General features: G+C 40.9%; 28 protein-coding genes, 1 pseudogene and 2 riboswitches. Of the genes and pseudogenes, 13 read left to right on the top strand and 16 right to left on the bottom strand.

Annotated features, from left to right (window positions below; translation table 11 throughout):
* Window positions 1-543: a VUT family protein gene (locus ACIROD_RS07400; protein ID WP_402939121.1), complete on the bottom strand. Its 543-nt coding sequence runs from the start codon at window positions 541-543 to the stop codon at window positions 1-3.
* A gap of 50 nt (window positions 544-593) precedes the next feature.
* Window positions 594-636: riboswitch (PreQ1 riboswitch) on the bottom strand.
* 249 nt (window positions 637-885) lie between these two features.
* On the opposite strand from ACIROD_RS07400, the gene ACIROD_RS07405 reads away from it, so the two are divergent.
* Both ACIROD_RS07405 and ACIROD_RS07410 read left to right on the top strand, forming a co-directional pair.
* A complete protein-coding gene (locus ACIROD_RS07405; RefSeq protein ID WP_402939124.1) occupies window positions 886-1,368 on the top strand; it encodes an SRPBCC family protein in 483 nt (160 codons plus the stop codon).
* 28 nt (window positions 1,369-1,396) lie between these two features.
* Entirely contained in the window at window positions 1,397-1,837 is a 441-nt protein-coding gene (locus ACIROD_RS07410; RefSeq protein ID WP_402939127.1) for an SRPBCC family protein, read from the top strand.
* A 136-nt stretch (window positions 1,838-1,973) separates the two neighbouring features.
* Here the strand turns inward: ACIROD_RS07410 and ACIROD_RS07415 are convergent, their stop codons facing one another.
* Both ACIROD_RS07415 and ACIROD_RS07420 read right to left on the bottom strand, forming a co-directional pair.
* Window positions 1,974-2,945: an HD domain-containing protein gene (locus ACIROD_RS07415; protein WP_402939130.1), complete on the bottom strand. Its 972-nt coding sequence runs from the start codon at window positions 2,943-2,945 to the stop codon at window positions 1,974-1,976.
* A gap of 23 nt (window positions 2,946-2,968) precedes the next feature.
* Window positions 2,969-3,292: a hypothetical protein gene (locus ACIROD_RS07420; RefSeq protein ID WP_402939133.1), complete on the bottom strand. Its 324-nt coding sequence runs from the start codon at window positions 3,290-3,292 to the stop codon at window positions 2,969-2,971.
* Between the two features lie 230 nt (window positions 3,293-3,522).
* Between ACIROD_RS07420 and ACIROD_RS07425 the strand changes: the two genes are divergently transcribed.
* A complete protein-coding gene (locus ACIROD_RS07425; RefSeq protein ID WP_101223052.1) occupies window positions 3,523-4,092 on the top strand; it encodes a TetR/AcrR family transcriptional regulator in 570 nt (189 codons plus the stop codon).
* A gap of 50 nt (window positions 4,093-4,142) precedes the next feature.
* A complete protein-coding gene (locus ACIROD_RS07430; RefSeq protein WP_101223053.1) occupies window positions 4,143-4,490 on the top strand; it encodes a DUF4260 domain-containing protein in 348 nt (115 codons plus the stop codon).
* Window positions 4,491-4,542: 52 nt separating this feature from the next.
* Here ACIROD_RS07430 and queE read toward each other — a convergent pair whose 3' ends face one another.
* Genes queE through queC form a run of 3 tightly spaced genes read right to left on the bottom strand, consistent with a single transcriptional unit; the run spans window position 4,543 to window position 6,399 of the window.
* Window positions 4,543-5,271, bottom strand: a complete 729-nt coding sequence (queE, locus tag ACIROD_RS07435) for a 7-carboxy-7-deazaguanine synthase QueE (RefSeq protein WP_402939139.1) — start codon at window positions 5,269-5,271, stop codon at window positions 4,543-4,545.
* Complete coding sequence (gene queD / locus ACIROD_RS07440) at window positions 5,264-5,734, bottom strand: 6-carboxytetrahydropterin synthase QueD (RefSeq protein ID WP_402939141.1); 471 nt, start codon at window positions 5,732-5,734, stop codon at window positions 5,264-5,266. Before queD ends, queE begins: the two co-directional genes overlap by 8 nt.
* The gene (gene queC / locus ACIROD_RS07445; protein WP_101223056.1) at window positions 5,734-6,399 is read right to left on the bottom strand and encodes a 7-cyano-7-deazaguanine synthase QueC; all 666 of its coding nucleotides are present in this window, start codon (window positions 6,397-6,399) and stop codon (window positions 5,734-5,736) included. The genes queD and queC overlap by 1 nt, the downstream gene beginning before the upstream one ends.
* A 55-nt stretch (window positions 6,400-6,454) precedes the next feature.
* A riboswitch (PreQ1 riboswitch) is annotated at window positions 6,455-6,497 on the bottom strand.
* 185 nt (window positions 6,498-6,682) lie between these two features.
* On the opposite strand from queC, the gene ACIROD_RS07450 reads away from it, so the two are divergent.
* The 8 genes from ACIROD_RS07450 (at window position 6,683) to ACIROD_RS07485 (ending at window position 15,308) form a co-directional block, all read left to right on the top strand.
* Window positions 6,683-8,362: a methyl-accepting chemotaxis protein gene (locus ACIROD_RS07450; protein ID WP_402939143.1), complete on the top strand. Its 1,680-nt coding sequence runs from the start codon at window positions 6,683-6,685 to the stop codon at window positions 8,360-8,362.
* A 438-nt stretch (window positions 8,363-8,800) separates the two neighbouring features.
* Window positions 8,801-9,016, top strand: a complete 216-nt coding sequence (locus ACIROD_RS07455; RefSeq protein ID WP_101223058.1) for a hypothetical protein — start codon at window positions 8,801-8,803, stop codon at window positions 9,014-9,016.
* Window positions 9,017-9,802: 786 nt separating this feature from the next.
* Complete coding sequence (gene pgsB / locus ACIROD_RS07460; RefSeq protein WP_101223059.1) at window positions 9,803-10,984, top strand: poly-gamma-glutamate synthase PgsB; 1,182 nt, start codon at window positions 9,803-9,805, stop codon at window positions 10,982-10,984.
* Between the two features lie 15 nt (window positions 10,985-10,999).
* Complete coding sequence (gene pgsC, locus ACIROD_RS07465; protein WP_048687555.1) at window positions 11,000-11,449, top strand: poly-gamma-glutamate biosynthesis protein PgsC; 450 nt, start codon at window positions 11,000-11,002, stop codon at window positions 11,447-11,449.
* A 10-nt stretch (window positions 11,450-11,459) separates the two neighbouring features.
* Window positions 11,460-12,737 carry a CapA family protein gene (locus tag ACIROD_RS07470; RefSeq protein ID WP_402939147.1) on the top strand — a complete coding sequence of 426 codons (1,278 nt, stop codon included), beginning with the start codon at window positions 11,460-11,462 and terminating at the stop codon, window positions 12,735-12,737.
* 69 nt (window positions 12,738-12,806) lie between these two features.
* Complete coding sequence (locus ACIROD_RS07475) at window positions 12,807-14,390, top strand: gamma-glutamyltransferase family protein (protein ID WP_402939150.1); 1,584 nt, start codon at window positions 12,807-12,809, stop codon at window positions 14,388-14,390.
* A 69-nt stretch (window positions 14,391-14,459) separates the two neighbouring features.
* Complete coding sequence (locus ACIROD_RS07480) at window positions 14,460-14,609, top strand: CapE family protein (RefSeq protein WP_402939153.1); 150 nt, start codon at window positions 14,460-14,462, stop codon at window positions 14,607-14,609.
* 69 nt (window positions 14,610-14,678) lie between these two features.
* Complete coding sequence (locus ACIROD_RS07485) at window positions 14,679-15,308, top strand: poly-gamma-glutamate hydrolase family protein (protein WP_101223061.1); 630 nt, start codon at window positions 14,679-14,681, stop codon at window positions 15,306-15,308.
* 5 nt (window positions 15,309-15,313) lie between these two features.
* Here ACIROD_RS07485 and ACIROD_RS07490 read toward each other — a convergent pair whose 3' ends face one another.
* Window positions 15,314-16,516 carry a C40 family peptidase gene (locus ACIROD_RS07490; RefSeq protein ID WP_402939157.1) on the bottom strand — a complete coding sequence of 401 codons (1,203 nt, stop codon included), beginning with the start codon at window positions 16,514-16,516 and terminating at the stop codon, window positions 15,314-15,316.
* Between the two features lie 394 nt (window positions 16,517-16,910).
* On the opposite strand from ACIROD_RS07490, the gene ACIROD_RS07495 reads away from it, so the two are divergent.
* The gene (locus tag ACIROD_RS07495; protein ID WP_402939160.1) at window positions 16,911-17,135 is read left to right on the top strand and encodes a hypothetical protein; all 225 of its coding nucleotides are present in this window, start codon (window positions 16,911-16,913) and stop codon (window positions 17,133-17,135) included.
* Here ACIROD_RS07495 and ACIROD_RS07500 read toward each other — a convergent pair.
* From ACIROD_RS07500 to ACIROD_RS07540, 9 genes and pseudogenes are all read right to left on the bottom strand, one after another.
* Entirely contained in the window at window positions 17,106-17,771 is a 666-nt protein-coding gene (locus ACIROD_RS07500) for a DUF2642 domain-containing protein (RefSeq protein ID WP_101223063.1), read from the bottom strand. The two genes, ACIROD_RS07495 and ACIROD_RS07500, sit on opposite strands and share 30 nt — an antisense overlap.
* A gap of 24 nt (window positions 17,772-17,795) precedes the next feature.
* Window positions 17,796-19,151, bottom strand: a complete 1,356-nt coding sequence (locus ACIROD_RS07505) for an arsenic transporter (protein ID WP_402939163.1) — start codon at window positions 19,149-19,151, stop codon at window positions 17,796-17,798.
* 247 nt (window positions 19,152-19,398) lie between these two features.
* On the bottom strand, window positions 19,399-21,480 hold the full coding sequence (locus ACIROD_RS07510; protein ID WP_402939166.1) for a methyl-accepting chemotaxis protein: 2,082 nt from the start codon (window positions 21,478-21,480) through the stop codon (window positions 19,399-19,401).
* 284 nt (window positions 21,481-21,764) lie between these two features.
* Window positions 21,765-21,893 (bottom strand): annotated as a pseudogene (locus tag ACIROD_RS07515) (DJ-1/PfpI family protein); the annotation flags it as partial.
* Between the two features lie 165 nt (window positions 21,894-22,058).
* Entirely contained in the window at window positions 22,059-22,256 is a 198-nt protein-coding gene (locus ACIROD_RS07520; protein WP_402939169.1) for a hypothetical protein, read from the bottom strand.
* Between the two features lie 128 nt (window positions 22,257-22,384).
* Window positions 22,385-23,635 carry an MFS transporter gene (locus tag ACIROD_RS07525; protein ID WP_402939172.1) on the bottom strand — a complete coding sequence of 417 codons (1,251 nt, stop codon included), beginning with the start codon at window positions 23,633-23,635 and terminating at the stop codon, window positions 22,385-22,387.
* 644 nt (window positions 23,636-24,279) lie between these two features.
* On the bottom strand, window positions 24,280-24,765 hold the full coding sequence (locus tag ACIROD_RS07530) for an SRPBCC family protein (protein ID WP_402939175.1): 486 nt from the start codon (window positions 24,763-24,765) through the stop codon (window positions 24,280-24,282).
* 23 nt (window positions 24,766-24,788) lie between these two features.
* On the bottom strand, window positions 24,789-25,325 hold the full coding sequence (locus ACIROD_RS07535) for a GNAT family N-acetyltransferase (RefSeq protein ID WP_402939178.1): 537 nt from the start codon (window positions 25,323-25,325) through the stop codon (window positions 24,789-24,791).
* Window positions 25,326-25,327: 2 nt separating this feature from the next.
* The gene (locus ACIROD_RS07540; RefSeq protein ID WP_397315314.1) at window positions 25,328-25,846 is read right to left on the bottom strand and encodes a YfiT family bacillithiol transferase; all 519 of its coding nucleotides are present in this window, start codon (window positions 25,844-25,846) and stop codon (window positions 25,328-25,330) included.
* Window positions 25,847-26,000 lie beyond the last annotated feature (154 nt).

Below are 26,000 nucleotides of genomic sequence, written 5' to 3' on the forward strand. Positions count from 1 at the left end.
TTAACTGGCGACTACACGTTTCTCCAGTTCTACGTTGATTCGTCCCAACAGTACGGCACCAATTGACTGTATGATGGTTTTAACGATGATTTGCCCGATGACCGCAGCGGGTACTGCTTCCCATGGCAATATATTGGCACCCAGTGGACTTAGGCCAATCACGACAAATATCACCGAATCGAAAAATCCTCCAACGATCCCGCTGTAAAACACCCTCCAACTCATCGGAAGCTTTAAACGGGTATAAATTTCCGTGTCCGCCGTTTCTGCGACCACAAACGATAATGCGGAAGCAAATACAATCAGTAACGTATCCCCTAATAAAAATGATACACATGCAGATAAAATAAGTGCAGTGACGATACATATATAGGTCTTCGCGCGGCCGAATTTATTCTGGACCAGATCTCGGAAGATGAAGGTTCCCCCGATGAGCAATGTCCCCATCGGGATGATGAACATGCCAAAATGTAATGGCGCAAAAGCTGCTGTAACCACATTCGCCGTGATTATGGATACTAAATACAATAAAATTCTTAACATTTCTTAATTCTCCTTATACAGAAAAAACAGCACCCTAAGAAAGAGCACTGTTCTCCTTAGTTTTTTTGAGAGGGTAGCTAGAACCTCTTCCGCCCGGGCGGATTATCATTTTCCTCATTTATCGTAGCTTGAAAACGATTGGAAATCAAGAAGTTTCCATATGGCCCTTTTATGTTACGGAGAATCCGATATTAGCAATTCACTTCAAATCTTCTTCAATGCAATGACTTTGCCGATTTCTGTCGCAAAAAACTGCTTGACCGCCTGTATATGAAAGCCGAAAATCAATGATAGAGTCATTTACGATCTTGATACCTTATTTGGCGAGGAGGAAAAAGAATTATGAAAAAAACTACGTTTGTCTATCCTATTTATATCGCAACCACACCAGAGAAGCTTTGGGAAGCCTTGACGAGTGGTGAAGTCACGAAGAAATATCACTTTGGATTGCAAGTACAGTCTGACTGGCAAGAAGGGGCAGCCGTTAAATATTTGCTGGAAGATGGGCGGATTACTGATCATGGTAATGTACTTAAATGCGAGCCGTTGCACCTGCTCTCGTTTACATGGATCATGGCAGGAGACGAAACACCTCGCGAGCAGCCTACACGGGTCACTTTTGAATTACAGAAAATGGACGATTCGACTGTGAAGTTAATTCTTAGGCATGAGGAGCTTTTGAAGACAGATTTCGTATATGATGAAAATACCTATGAAGGCTTGAATAATGGATGGCCAGCCATTCTAAGTAACCTGAAGAGCTTGCTTGAAACTGGACGGACACTGCCGTCAATATCAGTAGATTGGGATAGTGGAAAAAAATAAAAACAAATCGAAAGAGAGTTGTTTTAGTATGGATACCCAAATAATCACGAAATTTAAGATAATCAAGCCAGCTAATGAAGTGTTTGAAGCCATAGTGAATCCTGAAAAAATCAGGAATTTCTGGTTCTCATCGAGTTCGGAAAGATGGGAACAAGGCAGGACACTTACATTGAGATACAACGAATACGATGCTGAAGTGGTCATTAATGTAATGGAAGTTGAGGAAAATAGGAAAATCGTGTTTGCGTGGGGCGGAAATGATCAAGAAACGATTGTTACCATTACACTAAAAGAGTTGGATAAAACGAGTACAATCATTGAAGTAAACGAATCAGGATTGAGTGAGGACGACCCTGAAATAATAAACAAAATGATCGGACAAAAAGAAGGTTGGGTTTATACATTAACCTGTTTAAAGGGTTATTTAGAAAATGGCGTTAATACTTTGAGAGCATCATTGGTTTTTTAATTATTAAAGGGTGCTGGTTCAGATGATAAGGCATCCGTTAAGCAAGCTCCTTCCTAATGTCGATTGTCTAAATCAACTAAGGGAGGAGACCTAGATGTTTCCGAGAAAAAACTTCCCGTATGGTTTGACACGAAATTCAATCGGAAATCACTTTTAGATACATGCCCTTTGAAGCTTTTTTGTAGGCTTCAATTCCCATTTTCTTGACTTTTTCCGATAAACTGGATGCTATTACCAATTGGGTTCCTTGAATAACTGAAGGATCTATCAGGCGCATTTTATTTTTCCGATGTATATCGTATTCCACTTGATCTTCTTTCAACTTTACGTTACCATGGATCCGTTTTAATAGGTTTTGAACTTCATGGTCTTCAGTGAAGCTTAACAAGCACATGACTTCTTCATCTGTACCGAGTAAGTCATCAAGGCTGATCAGTTTTTTTGCTAAAGCCACTTTTAAGGTCTTTGCCAAGATATCATAGCCATATATATTAAGTGGGTTCATGAAAAAATCAATAACTTCGCTGTAATACGTTTTCACAAACCATTCCGCCGATTCAATATTATCCAGATACATCCTTCCATTTATTATGATTACATGTTCTAGGAATTCTTTAATGGCTTCGATGGTGATATGTCCATATTGATACATATCCCGGAGAGTATAATCTACCCGATCGGCACATAACTCAGGTGCTGGCTGTTCAAGCAATTCCCATTTTGATTGAAAAATGACTTTACGATCATATCCATATTCCTTCAGTATAAATGGGATTTCGGATTCCATAATGACTTGTTCATATATTTTTTCATGATAATCTTCATCCTTACAATCCAGAACGAAATCAATTACATGTGAGAATGCAGTGTGGGATACGTCATGCAGCAAGCCCGCGATTTGTTCCTCCAATGAACCTCCAAGCGCTTTTATTAAAAGCATCACACCAATTGAATGGTCAAATCGTGTGACATCCCACTTCTCATTAACTAAATAACTTGCCCCGCCTTGATGTATCCCCTTCAATCTTTGGACCGGTTTACTTACTATCAGCCCTTCCAGAACTCCCTCTACAATGTGTTCCCCATAGATACTATCCGAAACTATCAATAACTGCCGCCTCCACCATTAGTTTACTCATTACAGACAGGTGATTTCACTGATTTTTTTCTGCAAAAATTTTTTTCTCCCTTTTGATTTTGCTCATATTGCTTTTTTACCAAATTTTCCAATTCCTCTTCATCATTCAAATCGACATCACTCGGATTGTCCTCATCAACTCCATCTATGATCACCATTTCATTTATTATTACCTGTTCTCGTGGATACACTTCAAAAATGTCTTCTACAGGAATTGTTTTATCTTTATACGGTTTATTGAATAAAAAAAAGCCGTCAAGACTATGAAAATTGATGCCAAAATACCGAATTTCTTTTTCATTTATCCATCCCCTCAAATCTCCAATAATATCCTTATAATACCATATAAGGGTATTAAAGTTAAAAATAAAAACGCTGCAATGTCCTGAATGCTCCCCTTTGCAACACTGGTGGAATTCCGCTTCAGTAAATGGTAAAGTTTATCTTTAAAAACAGGAATTTATTATTCAATCTAATATTTGACATTTGGAAATCAGTGAGCTATCATCCTAATTAACCAGTGGTCAATTAATAAGGAGGTGACAAGATGTCGCCAAGGAAATCGGCAGGTAAAGAATTATCCAGGGACATGGTGTTGAATGAAGCTAGAAACCTTTTTGCAACGTTAGGGTATTCTAATGTCTCCATGAGGCAATTGGCTAAATCATTGGATTGCAGCCATGGAGCCATTTATTATCATTTTAAAAATAAGGCGGAAATATTTTATAGTTTGGTAAAAACGGATTTCTCCGTTTTAAATAATTTAATCGATGATATCATCATGTCGGAAAAGGATTCTTCTGTAAAAATGGAAAAGATTTTATTGTGCTTCTTGGAGTTCGGTCTAACCCAACAAAATCATTATTCCATCATGTTTTTATCGAAGGAAAAAGAAATTCAGCAGTTACTTCAATTTGATTCTAATAAAACATATGAAAAGCTCATCCAGTCCCTGACGGACCTAACGGACAACAAATTGAATCCTGCATCCATATGGTCGATTTTTCTTTCTCTTCACGGATTCATAACTTTTTATATTAATTCTGAGCTAACTTATCAAGATGTAAAAGGCTTAGCTTATTTTCATGTAAAAAATATCATCAGGAACATCATATAATTTTTTGAATATTATTGACCATAGGTCAATTAAACATTGGAGGTTTTAATATGGTAAAGAAATACCTTCATATTGAAGGACTCATGGTCCTTTTAGCGGTGATTTACATCTATTCGTTATATGAATTCAGCTGGTGGATTTTCCTTCTATTGATTTTATCGCCTGATGTTTCCATGCTGGCCTACCTGATCAATGATCGGATTGGAGCAAGGGTTTATAACTTATTTCATACTTATACTCTGTCCATCTTCATGATTTTGCTAGCCATTTTTCTAAAGTCTGATGCATTGATGCTGATTGGTTTAATTTGGACTGCGCATATTGGAATGGATCGCTTATTTGGATATGGCCTTAAATACACATCATCCTTCAAAGCTACACACATTCAAAGGTTGTAATAGCTTAAAAGGCAGTGTGATTACGCATCACACTGCCTCCGCTTTCTTTTCTTTATACGCCCCGCTTGTTACCCCATATATAGGTATGCAGCTGGGGCAGGACTTTCACATCATTCAATTCATCATCTGTTATCACTTTATCAATTAACTCTTCGTACTTCTTCAATAGGCCGCTGATCAATTGACGATCATCCGCCGTCCTGCTGTCGTCATTGCCGACCTGCAGATAAAAAGGAATTTCCGGGTAACGCCCATGTACATGTTTGGCATATTGATAATCTTCCTCGTTAAATACGACGATTTTCAATGAGACATGGTTGTCAGGATTTCGATTGGCAAGGTTCGAGATGATTTTGTCGAGCACCGTAAAGTCGGTGTTCATTCCAGAGCTCGGCGGCTTAGGTGAAATAGTCAGTTCATCAATATCGAGAAACCAATCCTGCCATCGGCTCCCTTGGGTTTCGACACCTATTTTCATTTTATTTTCATGTAAGATCGCTATCAAGCCGTTTAGGTTTTTCAACAGAGCCGGGTTTCCTCCTGATATCGTAACGAAGGAAAAAGCGGAACCCCCAATACGCTTCAGCTCATCCCATATTTCTTCGGCAGTCATCTGGACGGTATCTTCCTTACCGGAGCCATCCCATGTAAATGCGGAATCACACCAGGCACACGAATAATCGCAACCGGCCGTCCGAACGAACATGGTTTTTTGGCCAATGACCATTCCCTCCCCTTGGATGGTCGGCCCAAATATTTCCATAACCGGGAGTTTACTCACTTTCCATCCACTCCCGTCTGGCTTCGGCATAGCTTGTCGGCGTTTCGTACAGTCGAACAAATTCGACTCTAGCACCTTCATATTCTTTTAATGAAAGGTATTCGGCCATTTTTTCATAAATCCAGACAACCATATTTTCAGCTGTTGTATTCATGAGCGGCAGGGTTTCATTCAAATAACGGTGATCCAGGTGGATTTCAATTTCATTTTTCCATATATCCTTGATGTCCCCAAAATCTATCATCAACCCGCGTGAATCTGTATACCCGCTTAATCCGAAAATGACCTTATACGTGTGGCCATGCAGGTTCTTGCATTTTCCTTCATAATCATGCAGATGGTGTGCCGCATCAAAGGTGAATTCCTTACTCACGAGAACCCTCTTGTTTGTATACTTCAATTGGCTGCGCTGAATATCTTCATCTATTTTTTGGAGTTTATCAACTATCGTAAAACCGTACATCATGAAAGCACCTTCCGTCTGCTTACATAGTCATCCAGTCCTTTTTTCCGCAGATTACATGCCGGACAATCTCCACAGCCGTCGGAGATGATTCCGTTATAGCAAGTCAGGGTCTTTTCGCGCACAAAATCGAACGCGCCTAGCTGATCCGCTAGCTCCCATGTTTCCTCTTTATTAAGCCACATTAGCGGCGTATCAATGACGAATGACTGGTCCATCGACAAGTTCAAGGTCACATTCAATGATTTAATGAATACATCGCGGCAGTCCGGATATCCGCTGAAATCCGTTTCACAAACACCGGTGACAATATGTTTAGCGCCAATCTGACTCGCCAGCACTCCGGCAAACGAAAGGAACAGCAAATTCCTCCCTGGTACGAACGTCGACGGCAATTCCCCTTCTTCTCCGTCCGCCACCGCAATATCACTTCTCGTCAGCGCATTTGGTGCCAGTTGGTTCAGCAGCGACATGTCAAGGATATGATGGTTTATGCCCAATTCCTTGGCAATGTTTTGAGCGCATTCGATTTCCAAGCTATGCCGCTGGTTATAATCGAACGTCACCGCTTCCACTTCCTCAAATCTCTCCATCGCCCAGAACAGGCACGTCGTACTGTCCTGACCTCCGCTAAACACAACCACTGCCTTTTCTTTCTTCTTCATTTCTATAAAACTCCTTTTTACGGAAAAAAACAGCACCCTAAGAATAGAGCACTGTTTCTCCTTAGTTTTTTTGAGAGGGTAGCTAGAACCTCTTCCGCCTTAACACGGAATATTATATTTTTCCAAGTCAATAGTAACTTGAAAACGATAAGAAATCAAGATGTTTTTATTAAGAGAACATTGGATCTGATGGAAAATTTGGTTAACTTTTCATTGCTTAAATATCCTTTTATTTATCCGATAAAACAGTGTGAATAAAATATCGATAAAGGGGTCCAATAATTTGAAAAGCATTAAAGCAAAGGTATTGGTGGCATTTTCACTCATCATATCTTTATGTGTCATCTTAGGAGCATTCAATATCTACAGCAGCAACAAGTCACTGGTATATTCCCAGGATATCATCGAAAAGGAGCTTCCGCTTCTTATCCAAGACGAAAAGCTGCTATACAATCTAGCACAAAGAACCGCATACGCCCGGGCATATATTCTTTATGGTGACGAGAGTTATAAAGAAGGGTTCTTACAATATACCGAAGAAAGCCAGGTCATCCAGGAGGATCTTCTTGCCTTAAGCGATTCTGTTAAAGCGAAGGAATTAATCGAGAAAAGCGTGGATTGGAGCACGATGATTGTAGACCGGGTGTTTCCACAATATGAAAATGGAAATGAAGAACGCGCTAAAGAGATACTCGAAAATGAAGTGGCGCCAATAAGCAATGAAGTTATGGAGGGTTTCAAGGAGCTTGCTTCGGAACGCGAGGAATTGATTGTCGCTTCAGGTGAAACCGTCATCACCAGCGGGAAATCGGTTAAGACGACAAGTATCATCATATCCATTGCGGCAGTCCTTATCGGCCTTGTCCTTGCGGTTGTTACCGCCAACCTCATTACCACCCCCCTCCTTAAAATCAGGGATAGGATGAAAATGGTGGCTGCAGGAGAGCTGAATCATGAGCCCCTGGAGCAAAAGTCAAATGATGAAATGGGCGAACTAACGGTATCCGCCAATCAAATGCAGAAAGACCTTCGTGATACGATTGAAAAAATGCTCATTGTTTCGCAATCCGTTTCCAACCAAAGCGAAGATCTGACTCAATCAGCAAATGAAGTGCAGCAGGGCACCAAACAGATAGCGACTACTATGTATGAACTTTCGGAAGGTTCGGAGTCACAAGCCAACCTGGCATCTGAAATGGTTCGCATCATGGATGATTTCACCGGCAGGATTAAGCTTGCCCACCTAGAAGGGGTGGATGTAGCTAACAGTTCAACCGAAATCCTTTCCTTGACCAAGGAAGGCACCACTTTAATGCGCAGTTCGGTCCAACAGATGCAAAGTATTGATGGGATTGTCAAAAATGCCGTAGAGCAAGTGAAAGGGCTCGATTCTCAATCACAGCAAATTTCGCAGCTTGTGCAGGTCATCAAGGATATATCCAATCAAACTAATCTATTGGCGCTGAATGCAGCCATAGAAGCTGCTCGTGCTGGTGAACATGGCAAGGGCTTTGCCGTCGTCGCCGATGAAGTGCGGAAACTCGCTGAAGAGGTCACAGACTCCGTTGGGGATATCACCAATATTGTCTCCGCCATTCAAAAAGGTTCAAAAACGGTCGTCCACTCCCTGGAAGATGGTTATACTCAAGTGGATGAAGGCACGAAACAAATCACGCTCACAGGGCAAACCTTTGAAACAATCAATCATTCTGTCGGGAATATGGAAATGAAAATACTGCATATAACAGACGAATTGAACTATATTTCCTCAAATAGCAAAAAAATCAATCAGGCTATCGAAGATATCGCAGCCGTTTCTGAAGAGTCCGCGGCAGGAATCGAACAAGTCTCCGCCTCCGCTCAGCAATCCAGCTCTTCGATGGATGAAATCACGAATCATGCCAGTGAACTTGCATCTTCGGCAGAACTGCTCACTGAACAGGTTAAGAAGTTCCAATTATGACACTAGCAATTTCCCGAATGCGGGAAATTGCTTTTTCCCTTCCATTATAAGGGTTGTTTCATTTTCGTATATTCGGGGAATAAATAACTATACACAATAATGAACCATTAAAAAACAAATCTATCAGAAGTGGCTGGAAGTGAATATTTCCCTTTGTTTTCAGAATATTTAGTGTATAATTGATTAAAGGAATATTTTAACTTAAATATTCATTACTTCCAATACCTGCTACTGCAAATCCCGACATTTCCTTTCAACATGCACGAGAACATATACCCAGTAAGGTTCCATTGCATGCTTTCTCTCGAATCAAGCCATTCACAACTTTATTCACACAAAAACACGATTCCCACTTCAAATTTTTTAAAAAGGTTAAATTTCACTAATGATATGATACTATTAAACCAAGACCTTTTAACCCCATAAGGAGGAATTCATATGAAACGTTTTTTCAAATTCATAACAGATTTTAACGAAAGAAAAGCACTGGAACGGGAAACCGATGAATTCTTTCGCAAAGAATACGAAAATTATATGAAGATGAATCCTGACAATCAAGGAAAAAGAAGGAGATTAACTCCTAGATTTTATGTGATTGATGGCGGTAAAAAGGGCTCCAACCTTGAAATTTCTGACAGAAAGAAATCCAGTTGACCTGATTCCTTCCATAATCAGCTACCCAAACTGCAGCTCAAGACTCCCCAACGTTAAATCTCCAGATAAACGGAGATTCGTGACCATTCCATTCATTTGCAATATATAAGCCGAAAGCTCAGAAATGCTTCTGAGCTTTTTTATTTTGCATTCATCTATAAACACTATATCTATAGAAGAAACTAGGTATTTTTTTAAAAAATGGGTTAACTTTATTTTATTTCATGTTTTAGGTAAAAGATCAATGATAGACCCATGGGTATTACCTAAGGAAAAAACCGGTAAATATCAAAAAAAAGAGATGTGTTCTTTTACTCATCTTTGTCCATATTCAAAAGAGTTCAACTAATTGAGTCGTTAGATGCAATATTTCACATTGAATGACAAATGCTTAAAAATTGTTACGTTTATGTCAAACAATGGGTAGAAACAATTAACAAACTGTAATAAACCTCACTTTTCAAAAACAATTATTATTCAAATATAGCCATTATGAATTAGGTTTAAATGCTCATCAATCTATTTTGATTCTAATCAAAATGGGTTTTTATTAAACTTTCCATAATTTAGTGTAAATAAACCGATGATTCCCTTGATTTCCAGCCATATCTTTGTACTCATAAAACAATTTATCCCATTAGATACTATTACACTCCAATATACATTTATTTGAAAAAGCTGATAATAACTATATTGCAATAGAATAATTGACTCTTGCCTATTAAGTTTAAAATCATGTAGTGTGTATTCAGTAAATCAAATATTTAAAAAAAGAGAGGTTAAAAAATGGCACCAATATTTATTTGTGCGATCTTTTTGCTTGGCTATGGCATTTTCGAACAAAAGCGCCATCAGAAGCGTCTCGACTCCATCCCGGTACGTGTGAATGTGAATGGGATCCGAGGGAAATCGACTGTAACGCGTCTGATTACAGGTGTGATCCAGGAAGCTAAGTACAAAACAGTAGGTAAAACAACCGGTACATCAGCAAGAATGATCTATTGGTTTACCGACAAGGAAAAACCGATTGTACGCCGACCGGAAGGACCCAACATAGGAGAACAACGGCGTGTAATTAAAGAAGTTGCCGATTTAGGAACCGAAGCGTTGGTTTGTGAATGTATGGCCGTACAGCCTGACTATCAACTAATCTTCCAAAACAAAATGATCCAAGCAAACATCGGGGTCATCGTGAATGTATTGGAAGACCATATGGATGTCATGGGACCGACTTTGGATGAGGTTGCTGAAGCCTTCACCGCTACCATTCCCTATAATGGTCACTTAATAACCATCGAAAGTGAATACTTGGACTTTTTCAAGCAAATTGCCAAAGAACGCAACACAAAAGTGATTGTTGCAGATAACTCCAGAATTTCGGAAGAATTTCTACGCGAATTCGACTATATGGTATTTCCGGATAATGCATCCCTCGCATTGGCCGTTGCGGAAGCTTTGGGCATTGATGAAAAAACAGCATTTCGCGGCATGTTGAATGCGCATCCCGATCCAGGTGCCATGCGGATCACCAAATTCGGAGATCCCATCCAGCCAACTTTCTTTGTCAATGGCTTTGCTGCCAATGACGCGTCATCGACGTTGAACATCTGGGAACGAGTCAATACATTCGGATACAGCACAGAACCTCCTATCGTCATCATGAATTGCCGTCCCGACCGTGTGGACCGTACCGAGCAATTTGCTAGAGATGTATTGCCTTACATAAAATCTGAAATCGTCATATCCATTGGTGAAACCACATCACCGATCACTCGGGCATTCGAGCAAGGTAAATTGGATACAAAAGAGTATTGGGATTTGGAAAACTGGTCAACTGAAGAAATCGTAGCCCGCCTCCGCCCAATGATGAAAAATCGCATCGTCTACGGTGTCGGGAATATTCACGGTGCAGCGGAACCATTAATTGAAGCATTCATGAAATCTAAAACGAAGCAAAAAGCGAGTTAAGTAGGAGGAACCTTAATGTTTGGATCGGATTTATATGTAGCCCTAGTGCTAGGAGTTACGCTTAGCCTTATATTTTCAGAAAAAACGGGTGTCGTACCCGCAGGACTTATCGTGCCAGGTTATTTGGCATTGGTATTTGACCAATGGGAAATCATGCTGACCATCCTGATCATCAGTGTCGTAACTTATTTAATCGTCACTCATGGTCTTTCAAGATGGGTGATTTTATATGGAAGAAGAAAATTCGCAGCCATGATGGTGACCGGGATTTGCTTGAAGCTCCTATTGGACTTAGTCTACCCCGTCATGCCATTTGAAATATTCGAGTTTCGGGGAATCGGTATAATCGTACCTGGATTGATAGCGAATACGATTCAAAGACAAGGAATGCCATTGACACTTGGCAGCACGCTTTTATTATCCGGCTTGACTTTCGGTTTAATGAACGTGTACTACCTATTCTGAGGTGCAAAAAATGAAACGGACTTTAAATGCAAAAGAAAAAACACTTATCTTTATTAAACGCACTAAGAAAAAGAATCTTAAATACTCTGCAATCATACTACCTATATTACTAATCGCTTTGGTCATCACCACTTGGATGGGACGGGCTGAAGAAGTGAAAACAACCGCTCCAAAATCCGATCAACCATTGACTATGACAATGGTCGGTGATGTGATGATGGGACGTTATGTTGAAGAAGTGACGGAAAGGCACGGGTATGAATACCTCTTCCGGTATATGAAGCCATATTTCGCCAATTCAGATTATGTCAGTGGGAATTATGAACATACCGCTTTAAAAGAAGAGGTATCTAACTACAAGGAAGCAGATACGCCCATCCGGTTAAACTCCAATACTAGTGGTGTGGAAGCCGTTAAAGATGCTGGCTTCTCTGTGATGTCTTTGGCAAATAACCATATGATGGACTATGAAGAACAAGGACTCCTTGACACGATTGATGAATTCAAAAGTGCAGATATGCACTATGTCGGTGTTGGATCGAACACTGCGGAAGCTAAAAATAGCATCGACTATGCGGATGTTGATGGCGTACGTGTCGCAACACTTGGCTTCACAGATGTTTACGGTAAGGATGCCGTGTCAAAAAATGATAAAGCCGGACTATTAAACTCCAACCCTGATTTATTATTTGAAATGATCGGCAAAGCAAGGAATGCCAAGCAAGGCAACGCAGACTTGGTTGTGGTGAATATGCACTGGGGACAAGAGTATTCAACATCAACCACCGCTCGTCAAGAAGACTTGGCTAAAGCTATCATCGATGCGGGGGCTGACATCATCATCGGCCATCACCCCCACGTGCTTCAATCGTTTGATGTTTATAAAGATGGAATCATTTTCTATAGTTTAGGAAATTTCATATTCGATCAAGGCTGGACACGCACAAAGGATTCGGCCATGGTTCAATACCATTTAGCGGAAGACGGAAAAGCTACAATCGATGTCGTTCCACTTCAAATTGAAGAAGCAACACCAAGGCCAGCTACCTCTTCAATCGACAAATCACGTGTTTACCGGCAGTTGACGAAGGAAACGAGTAAAAAGGTCCAGTGGTCGAAAAAAGAGGATCGCATCGAGATTACCTTGGATCACAAAAAGGTAATCGACCATAAGGCACAACGTGAACAAGAAGCAAAAGCAGCGAAGGAAGCAAAGGAAAGGAAAAAAGCTGCACAAGAGAAAAAGGCAGCACAAGCTATACAACAGGACATCCAGCCCATTCAGTAAGGATCAATTGGATACTACTATGTGAAAAGAGAAACAACTTGGAAGCTCAACGAGAAGGGGGAATAATCGATGATTAACCGTATGACGAGAAAAGTGCTCATTCCCATTAGCATACTCATATATATTGCTGGATGTTCGAAGACACCCCCTATTTCTGACACGAATGATCCGATAGAGAGTAAAACGGAACAATCATATGGGGTCAGTTCTTCAAACCCAATCGCAATAGATGTAGGGATGGATATATTAAAAAATGGTGGAACGGCGGCAGATGCCGCCATTGCGGTATCCTATGTATTAGGTGTAGTTGAACCTTATGGATCTGGCGTGGGTGGCGGCGGCGGTATGCTGATTGCCCCGGAATCCGGCGATCCCAATTTTATCGATTATCGTGAATCCTCTCCGGAAGACCCAAGTTCAAGACACGATACAGGGATTCCAGGCTTAGTGGCCGGCATGCAGGTTATAAGTGATAAGTATGGGAGCGTACCGATGGAGGATCTACTTCAGCCGGCGATAGATCTGGCTGAAGACGGATTTGAAGTCGACAAATCGTTATCATCACGCTTAGAAGCAGCTCAGCCAAGGATATCTTCCGATGCGACTTCTCTTTTTTATCCTGATGGTGATGCCATTGAACCAGGCAAAACTCTCGTCCAAGAAAGACTTGCTGAAACATTGAAGCAGATTCAAAAGGAAGGTCCTGATGGTTTTTATAAAGGGGAAATTGCACGGGATATTAAAAGAGAATCAGATATCGACTTGATGGATTTAAAACGCTATGAGGTGAAGGAACGTAAGCCGGTCCAAGGAGCATTTGCCGGTTATGATGTTTTTACCGCCCCTCCGCCCTTTTCAGGAATTACAGTTCTTGAAATGTTAAAGCTCGCCGAGGAAATGAACCTAGGTGATACTTCAAGCAAATCAGCTTATATGAAAGTCTTGGGGGGCATCACGGATACTGCTTATCAAGATCGGTCCACCCATGTTGGAGATGGAATAAGTCACTCTAAAGCGGAAAAATTGCTCTCCCCCATTCATTTGGATAATCTTAAAAATAAGATCAAAAGTGAAAAATGGGACGATAAAGAATCGAATGGTTCAGAAGAACATGAAAGTACGACACACTTTGTGATAATGGACAAGTATGGCACTGTCGTTTCAACAACAAATACGCTCAGTAACTTTTTCGGATCTGGGGATTATACGAATGGATTTTTCCTTAACGATCAATTGAAAAATTTCCGGTCCGGCTTGAATTCTCAAGAGGCATATAAACGGTCAAGAACTTTCACCGCTCCGACCATTCTCAAGAAACCAGGGCAGGAATCGATTGGGATCGGCTCACCAGGCGGTGATAGGATTCCGCAAGTATTGATGCAGGTTCTTTATTCTTACACAGAGAATGAAGGCCCATTTCAGGATATCGTCGACCGTAATCGGTTCGTCTTTGATGGAAAGAAGATTTATACAGAATCCAGGCTTTCGGATGAAACAATATCAGAATTGGAAGATTCAGGATATGAAGTCATTCAGAAGATTTCCCCCATGTATTATGGCGGTGTTCAAGTACTTGTTAAAAACGAGAAAAATGGACAATTATCCGGAGCAGGGGATAAAAGAAGAAATGGAAGCTGGAAAGCTCAGCAATAAACGAGCAATCCAGCTCCTCCTTTTCTAAATATCATATGAATTTTAGCGATGAATAAGGGGACGTAGAATATGAATATCGTAAAAAAAATAACAAGCTGGGTCATACCCGTTTTTATAATAGCGGCCCTGCTTGTGACCATGAATACGTTTAAACGAACAGAAACTTTAACACCCGACGAGAAAAAAAAGATAGAACAATATACGACTGTCGAAAAATGAAAAAAGCCGGGGCATCCCCGCTTTTTTTATTTTTGCCGTCAACGAGTGAAAGATATACGGAGGATAACCATGAAGGAAAATAACTATACTGATTTTATTGAACTAGAGCAAAATGAACAAGAAGACCTCGATTACCGTATCATCGTTCATCACAGGAATCCTGATATTGCAGTTCTAGCCATACATGGCGGGAATATCGAACCAGGAACTAGCGAGATTGCAGCCGCACTTGGAGAGAGACTTTGTGCAAGCACCTATCTATTCGAAGGTCTTAAACCAAGGGGCAACCAGGTCCTCCATATAACATCCCGCTTGTTCAATGAACCGATCGGCGTTTCAATGGCAGCGAACGCACAAACCACCCTTTCCATCCATGGCCACTACGACGTACATAATGCGCTGATTTACTTTGGCGGAAGGAACGAACCCTTTAAGAACCTGATACAGCAATGCCTCAACAAAGCTGGATTCCAAACTGCTCATGCACCGCAGCACCTTTCAGGGATGAAAGGAAACAACATCACCAACATATCCAAAACGGGTGCAGGCGTGCAATTGGAACTTTCCACTAAGCTTAGAAAAAGCTTTTTCAAAGGTGATGACTTTACCAGTAAAAACAGGGTCAATCACTGTGATCTTTTTAAACGGTTCGTTACTGCCATTGAAAAAGCGACTCTTGAATATAAACAGATTGAATGATCTTCTTAGTCCATAAGGCTTTCAACTTGGCCGAAGCTTTCGAATTTCTCGGCAAAATAAACTGACGAAAGATTGGAGATATGAACGCCCGTGTTTTCCGTTGTATGGAGAAAACGGCCATCACCTAGATAAATACCTACGTGGGTCACACCCAGCCTTGTTCCTGTGTCCCTAAAAAACACTAAATCCCCTGCCTTTGGATTTTCGATTTTGGACAGTAATGAGAAGTAATCCGCTGCAGAACCCCGTTTTACTGAAAGGCCCTGTTCCTTCATGACCCAATAAATGAATCCGCTGCAATCCATTCCGATCATCGGATCTTCCCCACCGAAAACATAGTTGAATCCGCGTAGAGTGTATGCATACTTGATGACATCATATGCTTTATCATATGCAGCCTCCTGGTTTACATAAAACGGATACAACGGGTTGCTGTATAGTTGAAGATACTGCCCTTGCATCAATTCATCCGTACTTAAAGCGTTGCGACTTTTGATCGTCCTCATGGAAATGCTATAATTCTCCGATATACTTTTAAGCGTTTCTCCCGTTTGGACGATATGCTCTCCTTTAGGCGTATATGTTTTGTACGCCACTTGGTATTTTGCAAAGTAATCTTCTGTAGTGGATCTCACCTGCACCGTTTCCGCACCATATCCAGAATTGATAAAATGGTTTTTGCCGACATAAATACCCGCAGTCACGACTTTTAAGCTGTCTTTTTCCAGAAAGAATATAATATCCCCCGTTTTCGGAGTGGCTGTATCCATCCCTTGCTTATAAAAACCATCTACTGTCAAACGGTCGACCGGCACATTTTGCCGGGAAAGCACCCAATGAATCAATCCGCTCGAATCAAATCCTTTTTCAGGCGTCTCCTCTCCAGCTGTCTTTTTAAACCCTATAAAGGATTTCGCATAGTTTGCAATTTTTTTTCCTCTCTCCGACCATTGAAAGATGGAAGGAGTATACGCCGTGTGAATGATTGTCAACCTTTGGCCCACAAATAACTTATCATCCGGTAAACCATTCGTTTTCATTAATTGTTCAGCCGATATCTCATATGTCTTGGCAATCGATTCAACCGTTTCGCCAGAGGTTACAGTATGCACAGGCTCTGCTGCCTCGACCATTAAGCCAGGTAAAAAAGTGAAATTGATCATGAATACCAATGTAAGTATCATACCGCTTAATTTTCCGTTAAACATTTTAACCTTCCTTTATAGCTGAAATATTTTTAAATATACGATGTTCAAGTAAACTCCATCACACGAATCTTTTATCCTATCATCCACCCAAAAAAATGAGCCTTAACTCTCAACACTTCCATATTATCGGCGAACAGAATAAAACATTTAGCCTATTTTCACAAATTATCATCAATCCGATTCAATAAAACCACTTTAAAAACAAACCATTATTCCTATATTATGCTCTTTTACCGTCACAGTGTGACTTTCCCTATAGCTACCCAGGTCATGGAGAAATGTTCATGGTTGGAATCGGAAAATTACTAGAAGATTTTATTTTTTTGGACAGAATGGGTAAAGTTAGCTGAGGCCAGTGATGATAAAGTCGTACTAACGATATAGGAGTGAAGATATGCAACATAGTTTAGGAGGGGCAACGCATTTGAGGTTTGGCATAAACAGACCTTGCTGTAACGTGATGAACTACACATATAGCTTGGCAACTCTAAAAAAGGATCAGGAACCCGAATCCATTGATATCATCACCCATCATCTAGCAGAAGAAAAAAGGGGAAAGCTTAATGGCCTTCCCCTCGTTTCTAAGAATCTATGGCATGTACACCGTTTTAATATGTGAAAGCTTCAAAAACACATGTTCTCCACTGGCTGTCGTTAATTCAACCAAGTTGTTTTCCGCCTTTTTAAGCATACCGATTTTCATCGGGTCCTCTCCCCCATCAAATACTACTAGCTTTCCTGCATTTTTCTTTAATTGGTCTTCCAAAGAACGCAGCATTGGCACATCTGAAGGGTTGACGGGAAAACTCTCTTTACTGAGTGTATAGGGTGTGGCACTTTGATTGTACGGGGTAAGCCATTTAAGGTGATGCAGCGAGACATACATCATTTTATATACAGGCGAGTAGAATGCAAAGTAATCATTGAAAACATTGGTTATATAGCCGTGTAAAGGAATGTGTCCAGCAACATGGATTTCTGAAAAAACCCCTTTTGCGTTCATTAGTGTTTTACGATAGGAAATCGACGCCATGTCTTCCATTATGGGGGACTCCATAGGATTTTTGATCTCGTTATCAATCTCTGTACTCAGATTGAATTTATGGACGTGCAGCATAGGAAAATACAAAAACTGCTGTCCATTAAACAACACTAGAATATCCGTGCTCAGATCAGTTAGAATTCCTTTGAAAGTTTTTTTTCCTGAGATTTGGACATCAATCTGTTTACCCAGTAATGCAAACGCATCACTCATTACTATCTCCTCCTAGGGGGTTATTCAGCTAAAAATCATTTGCACCCAATAAAATAATAAGAGCAGTGTCACCACTGTCGTTATTGGTATGACTATCAGGGTTACACTTAAATAATCTTTCCACTTAATTTTCACTTTGTTTTGTTTCAGGATGTGCATCCAGATAAGTGAGGCAAGAGTACCGATGGGCAATAACAATGATCCCATGTCACTACCGATTATATTAGCTAGATAGATAGTTTTTAATGTGATCGGATCCAGTCCCATTTCGGTTAAGGTAATGGTACCTATCATTAATGCTGGATGATTATTGAAGATGTTTGATAGAATCGAAACCAATCCTCCCATGACAAAGCTCGCACTCAGTAACCCTTGATTTACAATCGGTTCGCATATCTGTACGAGCATGTCTGTAAGGCCTACATTATGTAGACCATAAATGATCACATACATGGAGAATGCGAATATCAGGATGTGCCATGGGGTCTTTTTTAAGATATCGACAGGGTTTGTCCGTAAATGGTACCACCTCCAGATCAGTAAAGATAAAGAGCCAAGTACAGCAACCCACTCGATTGGAATGGAAAAATAAGAAGCTACAAAGAGTAAACAGCGCACCACGAACACATAGAGCAATACTTTCAACATGAATTTTGTGCGTTGCCTTTTTGTTTCAACAGTCACTTTCCCCTTTAGGGGGTGGAAATTCTTAGTGAAGAAACTTTCCTCAATGTCATAAGAAATTTTTGGCAGTTTCTTGGGCAATTTTTTCTTGACCACTACGAACATCAACCATGACATGAAGACCAACCCCAAAGTTGCAGGTACAAACATCATGGCAGTATGCATATAAAGCGTCATGTGCACAATTTTCAAAGCGATTAAATTAACAATATTACTCACACCAATAGGCGCACTTGAAGCTGTTGCAATCAATGCTCCACTCAAAAGATACGGGATGGCTTCATGCGGCTTTAATCTGAGATTTTTCAAAAGCAAGATCAAGATGGGGGTCGTAATCATGATGCTGCCGTCGTTATTGAATAACAAGGTCATTAAAAAGCACAATAATTGAATGTACCAATACAGACGATACCCCGATCCTTTGGCAAGGATCGCAAGTCTCGCAGCCGCCCAGTGAAAAAATCCGAAACTTTCCAAGATGACTGCCATGACAATCGTTGCCATGATGGTGATCGATGCGCCCCCGATTTTATTGATGATATCCAAAATATCGCCTTGGGATACTGTGCCATTCAGTAAAATTATCACTGCACCGATTGAAGCTGGCCATGCTTCATTGATACCTCCTGGCCTCCACAATATAACTATCATTGTCATGACGAACACAAAAATAGTCATTCCTATTTCGAAATGCATGTTGTTCTCCCCTTTTTGGGCCTTGAGCCATTGGACCCTACTTGTCCGATTCCTATATATTATTCCCCTTTGTAAAAAAAGCATGGATACTTGACCAGTCCTTCTAAATTGTACTTTTGTACTTCTAGTGATTTTGTCCACTAAAGAGAGATGCCCAGTTCACAGAAATCAGGGTCAATGGCAATACAACAAAGGGGAGACCACTTAGTGGCCTCCCCTTTTCGAAACACTTATGTTGTCCGTTCCTCTAATCCTTTATCTGAAATTCCCCGAGCGTATGCTCCAAATCATTTATTAACTGTGATAGCTGCTGTGTATATTGAGCTAGTTCATTGGATGAAGCTGCTTGTTCCTCCATCGATGATGCAATTTCCTCTGATGAAGCTGTCGTTTGCTGAGATACGGCGGTGATTTCTTCTATTACTTTAATAACCGTTTCTTTCTGTTGATTGATGCTTTCAATGGATCGTGTTTCTTCCTGGATCGAATTAGAAATCTCCTCAACGGAATCCTCCAGCTCTTTCATGGCTTCACTTACCGTGATCACGGCATTTTTCTGATCCTTGCTGATTTGATTCGTTTCATTGGTCGTCCTCAGCAATTCCTCTGTATCTGATAGAATGCTTTGGATGATGGCTTGAATGTTTTTTGTAGCTTCTTTTGAATCATCAGCCAAGCTCCTTACTTCATTCGCCACGACGGCAAACCCTTTGCCGGACTCACCTGCCCTTGCCGCTTCTATGGATGCATTCAAAGATAACAAATTGGTTTGTTCCGATATTTTCGAGATGGCATTCGTGACATCGGAAATGGTTTTTGATTTTTCCACAAGTCTTAAGCTCATGCTGTTGACTGCAGCAAAAGCCATTTCTAATTTATGGTACGACGTTTCCAAGCCACTTACCTGTTGTTTCCCTGACTCTATTTTTTCAGATGCAAGCTCCAATACGGTTTGGGTCTCCCTCGATTTTTTTGATAACCCATCGATTTCGCCACTAAGAACCTGGATCGTGCCCGCACCATGCTCCACTTGTTCAGATTGATTCGATGCTCCCGCTGCAATCTCTTCTATCGCGCGTGAAACATCTGTAATGGCCGCACTATTCTCAGCAGCTATTTGGCTTAAGCCGGCATTGGCCTTTGTCACCGATTCCGCATTGCCGTTTACCTTGGCAACCAATCCTCTTAATTTCCCCAACATCGAGTTATAGCTTTTGCTTAAGTCCCCAATCTCATCATTGGATTTAATGGCAAATTCGGACACTAAATCCCCATTAGCTGTCTTTTCTATGATTTTTTGGAAGTCGGCTATGATCTTCGTTAACTTTCCTGCTAGATAAAGAGCACATGCCGTCCCGAATAGAAGACCTAAAATACCTGATATCACTACGATTCTATTAATGTCATCCAGCTTTGATTGCAGTATTTTATCTGGATTGAGCGCCAAAACCTTCCAGTTCACTTCAGGGACCGTACTCAATTCACCTGTATAATCTTCACCTTCCAACGTCAAGGCCTGATTCGCCTTGACGTTGCCATTATACATGTCGGCCACCCACTTGAACTCTGAATTGAATCGGTCAGTATCCGCCATGAAATCCTCCACACCTACTTCCATCCCGCTTTTTTCAGGATTCATATTCTTCCCGTCCATCCCCTGCATGAATGAACTCACAATAAAACCTTGTGAATCCAATATAACCAGATTGCTAGTGGACTCTTTTTCGATGGTTGTCCTCATTTTCCCGATTGTCGAAAGGTCGATGTCATAGCCCAGGGCTCCTGCCATTTTCCCGTCCGATAAAACGGGCGTTACAACGGAAGTCATGATCATCCCTGAAACTCCATCCTTATACACATCCATCCATTTCGTTTCTAGCCTTTCGGTCAGCTGCGTATATGTCTTGGTCTCCCTTGCATCCTGATTGAAATCCATTTGGGGCGAAGCATACAAGGAACCATCCGATCCATCCATATAATAAACAGAAATTAAATCTTCATTGTTCTTTTGAAATGCCTCTATCGTTTTTTGGATATCCTTGATTGAATCACCATTCTTGATCTGATTGGAAACTAGCTGTGATAACTGCTCTAGCGAATTCTCATACGTGGCCATGCTCAAATTGATTTGTGCCGCCGCATTTTGGGCCGAGCTTTTGTTGATGGATATACTATCTTCTTTAAAAATGGAGGTCACTTTTACCCCCATTATCGAAACGGATACGACAATAGCTAGAAAAACGGATGTGCATATAAATAATAACCATTTTATCCGGACCGATATCCTCCTCTTCACTTTTTCTTTCTTTTCAATCGATGAACTTCTCATTAATAATTTCCCCTTTTTATTTGACCTGCAAAAATGCTTCGCTTACCTGTGTGAAAACAAAGATTCAATCTATGCTCAAAATGGATCCTTCCTTATTTACGATCACTTACTTTATTTTTCCACACAAACATACTATATACCTAATCAAACCTTGTCAATTGCCAATTAAGGATAAATATGTAGGTATAAAGAACTTATTGCGTTTTCAAATTCAAAAAACCCTTGGATTACATAGAATCCAAGGGTTTCAAATGGGTAATAACAAGGTTAGCAGAAAACGAGATTTAGCGTAATGCTGCAGCTAGGCTCTCTCCGAATTCTTTTGCACCATCCGGACCATCACCTGTAATGATATCATCATGCGCAACGACATGCTGTTTTGCATATTCAACGGAATTGGCTTTCAATTCGTCAGGAACTTAGTGAACTCACTTTCCACTCCAGGCACTCGCTTTGCGCGGAGTCTCATACCTTCCGTTTTTCCAGAAAAACTTTAGACCGACAATAGAATATGTCGATCTGTTGGATTCGAAGCTGATCATTTCCCATGAAAAGGAAAGATGATAACTCAAACCAATTTACCTTTTACCCGGTTTGGTGAATTGCTGACCAATTGCACCTATTATTAAAATGATGATCGAAATGAGACTGTAGTCCTTAAAAAAGGTCGTAAATGGAATTTCCAGAAATAAAAACGCCATCGTAAGCAGTCGTCCTATAAGTAGGATCATTCCGATAACTAAAATCCAATTAAATAACTTTCCCAAAAAATCCATCTTTTCCTCCTTAGCCAATCTAATGATGACTTTCATGGTGTAATAAGAATAAAAAACTGGAGTGCTGCCCTAATATCCAATACCCTTCTGGCTCCAGTCCTTCAGCTCACATGATGTCCCGTGTACCATTACTCGGGGGCATCTTTCGAGATTGGTTTTCCGGCTTCGATCAACACTTTGCTGCCCAGCAGGAAAAAACCTTGAATGAACAGCAATAAACCAGTTCCTATAAGCAGCCACTCAATTTTAATGATGTCGGATATCGGTCCGAATACTAGCATTCCCAGGGGCATCATCGATGTCGAGATCATCCCTAAAACACCAAATACCCTTCCAAGAAGATCACCCTCTACCTTCTCCTGTAACAAGACCATGGACGGCGTATTAAAGATGGGCATCGCCAATCCGACTACCCCCATGATGATCAAGTAAATCCAGAAAACGGGGATGATTCCAAGAGCGAAAGTACAGGCGCCAATTATCAGGCTCGCAAGTGTCATCGTATGGATCTTGTTTTTAAAGCCTCCCCACGAAGCCATGAAAATCCCGCCTAGCATCATTCCGATGGCAAAAGTGATCTCTATCGCAGTCAACCGCCAAACATCATTCCCGAAAGAGCGTGTGACCTGAAGCGGTGTAAGAAATGCTACAGGTGCGGCAAGCACGAAGAAAAATCCGAAAAATATAAAGAACTTCTTAAGAAAGTCGTGATTCCTGATATAACTGAATCCTTCTTTCAAATCGGTGAAATAGCTGGTAGTTTGCTTTTGTAATGCCTTCGCATGTGCTGGAATTTTCAAATATGCCAGCAAAGTGAAGATGGCAATTGCAGCTGTAATCACATCAATGAAGAAAATGGTTTCGATTGAAGCCATCGTAAGCAGCGCGCCGCTCACCATGGGGGAAACTAGCATCACCAGCGCTTGAATGCTTCCATTTGTCCCATTCACCTTCGTAAGTTTATCCTCTGGCACAAGCTGCGGAAGAATGGCCCCGACTGCAGGAGTCTGGATTCCAGTTCCTATCGCCCGGACAGCGGACATGACGAAAAGCATCCAAAGCTCATCGTAGCCGATTAAAAACAAGATGGCCAAAATCAGCGTTGAAATGGCAATCAATGAATCCGAAAGAATGATCAGCATCTTCCGATTATAGCGGTCTGCCCATACCCCCGCGATTGGGGAGAGTATAAAGGTAGGCACGAAACCACAAACGATGGAGATCGTCATCATGACACCCGACTGTGTATTCAACGTGATATACCACATGATGGCATACTGAACTAAGGACGAACCAAAGAGGGATATGGTCTGACTGCCTAGAAAAAGAGTGATATTCTTTTTCCAATTGTCCTTTACTTGTTCATTTAATGATTTCATCTCTTAAACACCTCATTCTATTTTCAATATTTTTTTCTTAATGCCCTAAAAAAAACACAGGCTATCTGCCTGTGTTTAGAGTAAATGGATCAGAACCTATCTAAAGAAACTGAGAGGATGTTTATTTTCACGATAAAAAGTAATCTCCTACTGGCCTTCGGTTTGGTCAATACAATGGAGAATTCACCACTTTACACGTATCCAAAATGACCTCCTTGGATAGGTAAAGTATTTCTCCCCTTAATAATTCTTCTATTTTAAAGTCAACTGGAATAGCGAAACCCTTTGATCACAAAGGTTGTCGCGGCATCAGCTGGACACAAAAAAAAGAGGTTGAAATCGTCTCTTTTTTTCACTAAAGCGTAAAATGAAGGTTTCCTTAAAAATAGACAGACCATTCCCATTTACCCTGCGGACATGCAGAGCCTTTGAACGTATTCAATTAACGGTTCAAAGATTGGAAACGCAGTCTGATAAATGTCACAAGGAAAACCTCCATTTCTTAAAAGTTAAAGTCATCTTAACATGGAGCCAACTGGAATATCAATAAAAAACTGCCTTAATGGCAGAAGCCTCACTTCGGTTTTGGCCGAAATTCACTTTTCCGCTTCCTTATGCATCCACCTGCATGTCACACATTCCATTCATCCTTCAATTCGTTTGACGGCGGCCGTATATTCCTTATGCCTTTTTTCCCATTCATCCATCGGGAAGTCCTGATGATGACCATCAAGTAAATCACTAAACATATCAAGGCATATATGCCAGCCTGCCAAATCTTTTGATGTATGATCATTAACTGGCGTGATGGATTCTTTCAATACTAATGAGCATCCATCCTTTTCAGGGGATACCTCGAAACGAACCCAGCCGTCCCCCCAGTCAAAATCTAAAACGGAAAATTCTTGGAAGTCCCTGACCTTCATATCAAAAGATTTCCCTGACCCATCATTGAAATTGAATTTTATGGTCCCGTCTTTTCGAAGGTCTTTCATTTCCAGGTTGGACATCCACTTTTCCACCTTATCATTCTCCGTTAAAGCACCCCATACCTTTTCAACCGAATGATTGAGCAGGCGATCAAATCTTGCGATAATCCCATTACCTTCTTTTTCGATTACAGCTTGCAATTGGATTCCCCCCTTACAATTCGTTACCCGATTTTATTTTTATAATAAAACATGGTCGGATGTAATTCACCATTTGCAGATTTCGCATAATCAGGAATCCTGCCTGCCTGAATATATCCCAATGATGTATACAGGGAGTTAGAAGGATCCCCTTCCCTTGTATCCAGGACCAATAATGTCCGTCCCTCCTGCTTGACCCTCTTCTCAGCCTCTAGCATGAGTGAACGTCCTATTCCATTTCGTCTATAACCAGTATGCGTCATTAATTTTGCGATTTCCGCTCGATGGCCGCCGTTCCGCTTTGAACATAAATGTAACTGTACACTCCCGACTATCTTACCCTGTAATTTAGCAACTAACAGAATCACATCAGGATTTATGGCACTACTCCAATAATCAATCGCCTCAGACCGTTCCATGGGAGGTAAAAAACCGATGGACGCGCCATCATCCACCACTTGCACCAAAAGGTCGGAAAGATCATTAAGATGTTCTTCGATTGATGTTAATTGTTCGATTTTCACTTCGCCATTCACAGTAATCACACCTTTCTCAGTCATATTCACCATCCCTGGCGCTTTGATAAAGAAGTAATATGAGCCAGGTGATGGCGTCCGTGCCATGCATAAATGCCTATATTTTCACCGACCGTCACCTCTCCTGAATCAGGATGGATGAATGTTCGGCCCATGTCGTCTGCATGAAGACACGATAAAAGTTTGCACATCCGGATATGTACACTTTCGATTAGTGATAGAGAAACTTCAATCGGCAAATCATAATCAGGCAGCTCAGCCCATTGCGCCTCTTCGTACGGTTTAATGACCGGACTTTCTTCCGTAAGGGCCAATTTGAAACGAATATATGCATTCATATGACTATCGGCAACATGATGCACCACCTGGCGGACCGTCCATCCTCCAGGCCGATAAGCCGTATCAAGCCTTTTATCATCCATGTTACATACCGCTTCCCGTAGCATCCGAGGCAAAGCTTCAATCTCCTTGATCCACCCCTCGGCCACATCACTAGTAATTTCCCCGTCAAACTGAAACTTTCCAACCGGGTATCTTAAATCCATCTTCATCCCCCCTTGATGTTCAATAAAAATAGCATCCAGATATATTCTATATTCTTTATTGATTGAGACAAATCCTTTTTACCTGCTATTCTTTGTTTTGCAAGCCTGCACATGCTTTCATTAATCATCAGGAATATTAATCCAATCATTATCA

Origin of the sequence: Peribacillus sp. NPDC101481 (genome assembly GCF_044767165.1) — a bacterium.
Lineage (GTDB): Bacteria > Bacillota > Bacilli > Bacillales > DSM-1321 > Peribacillus.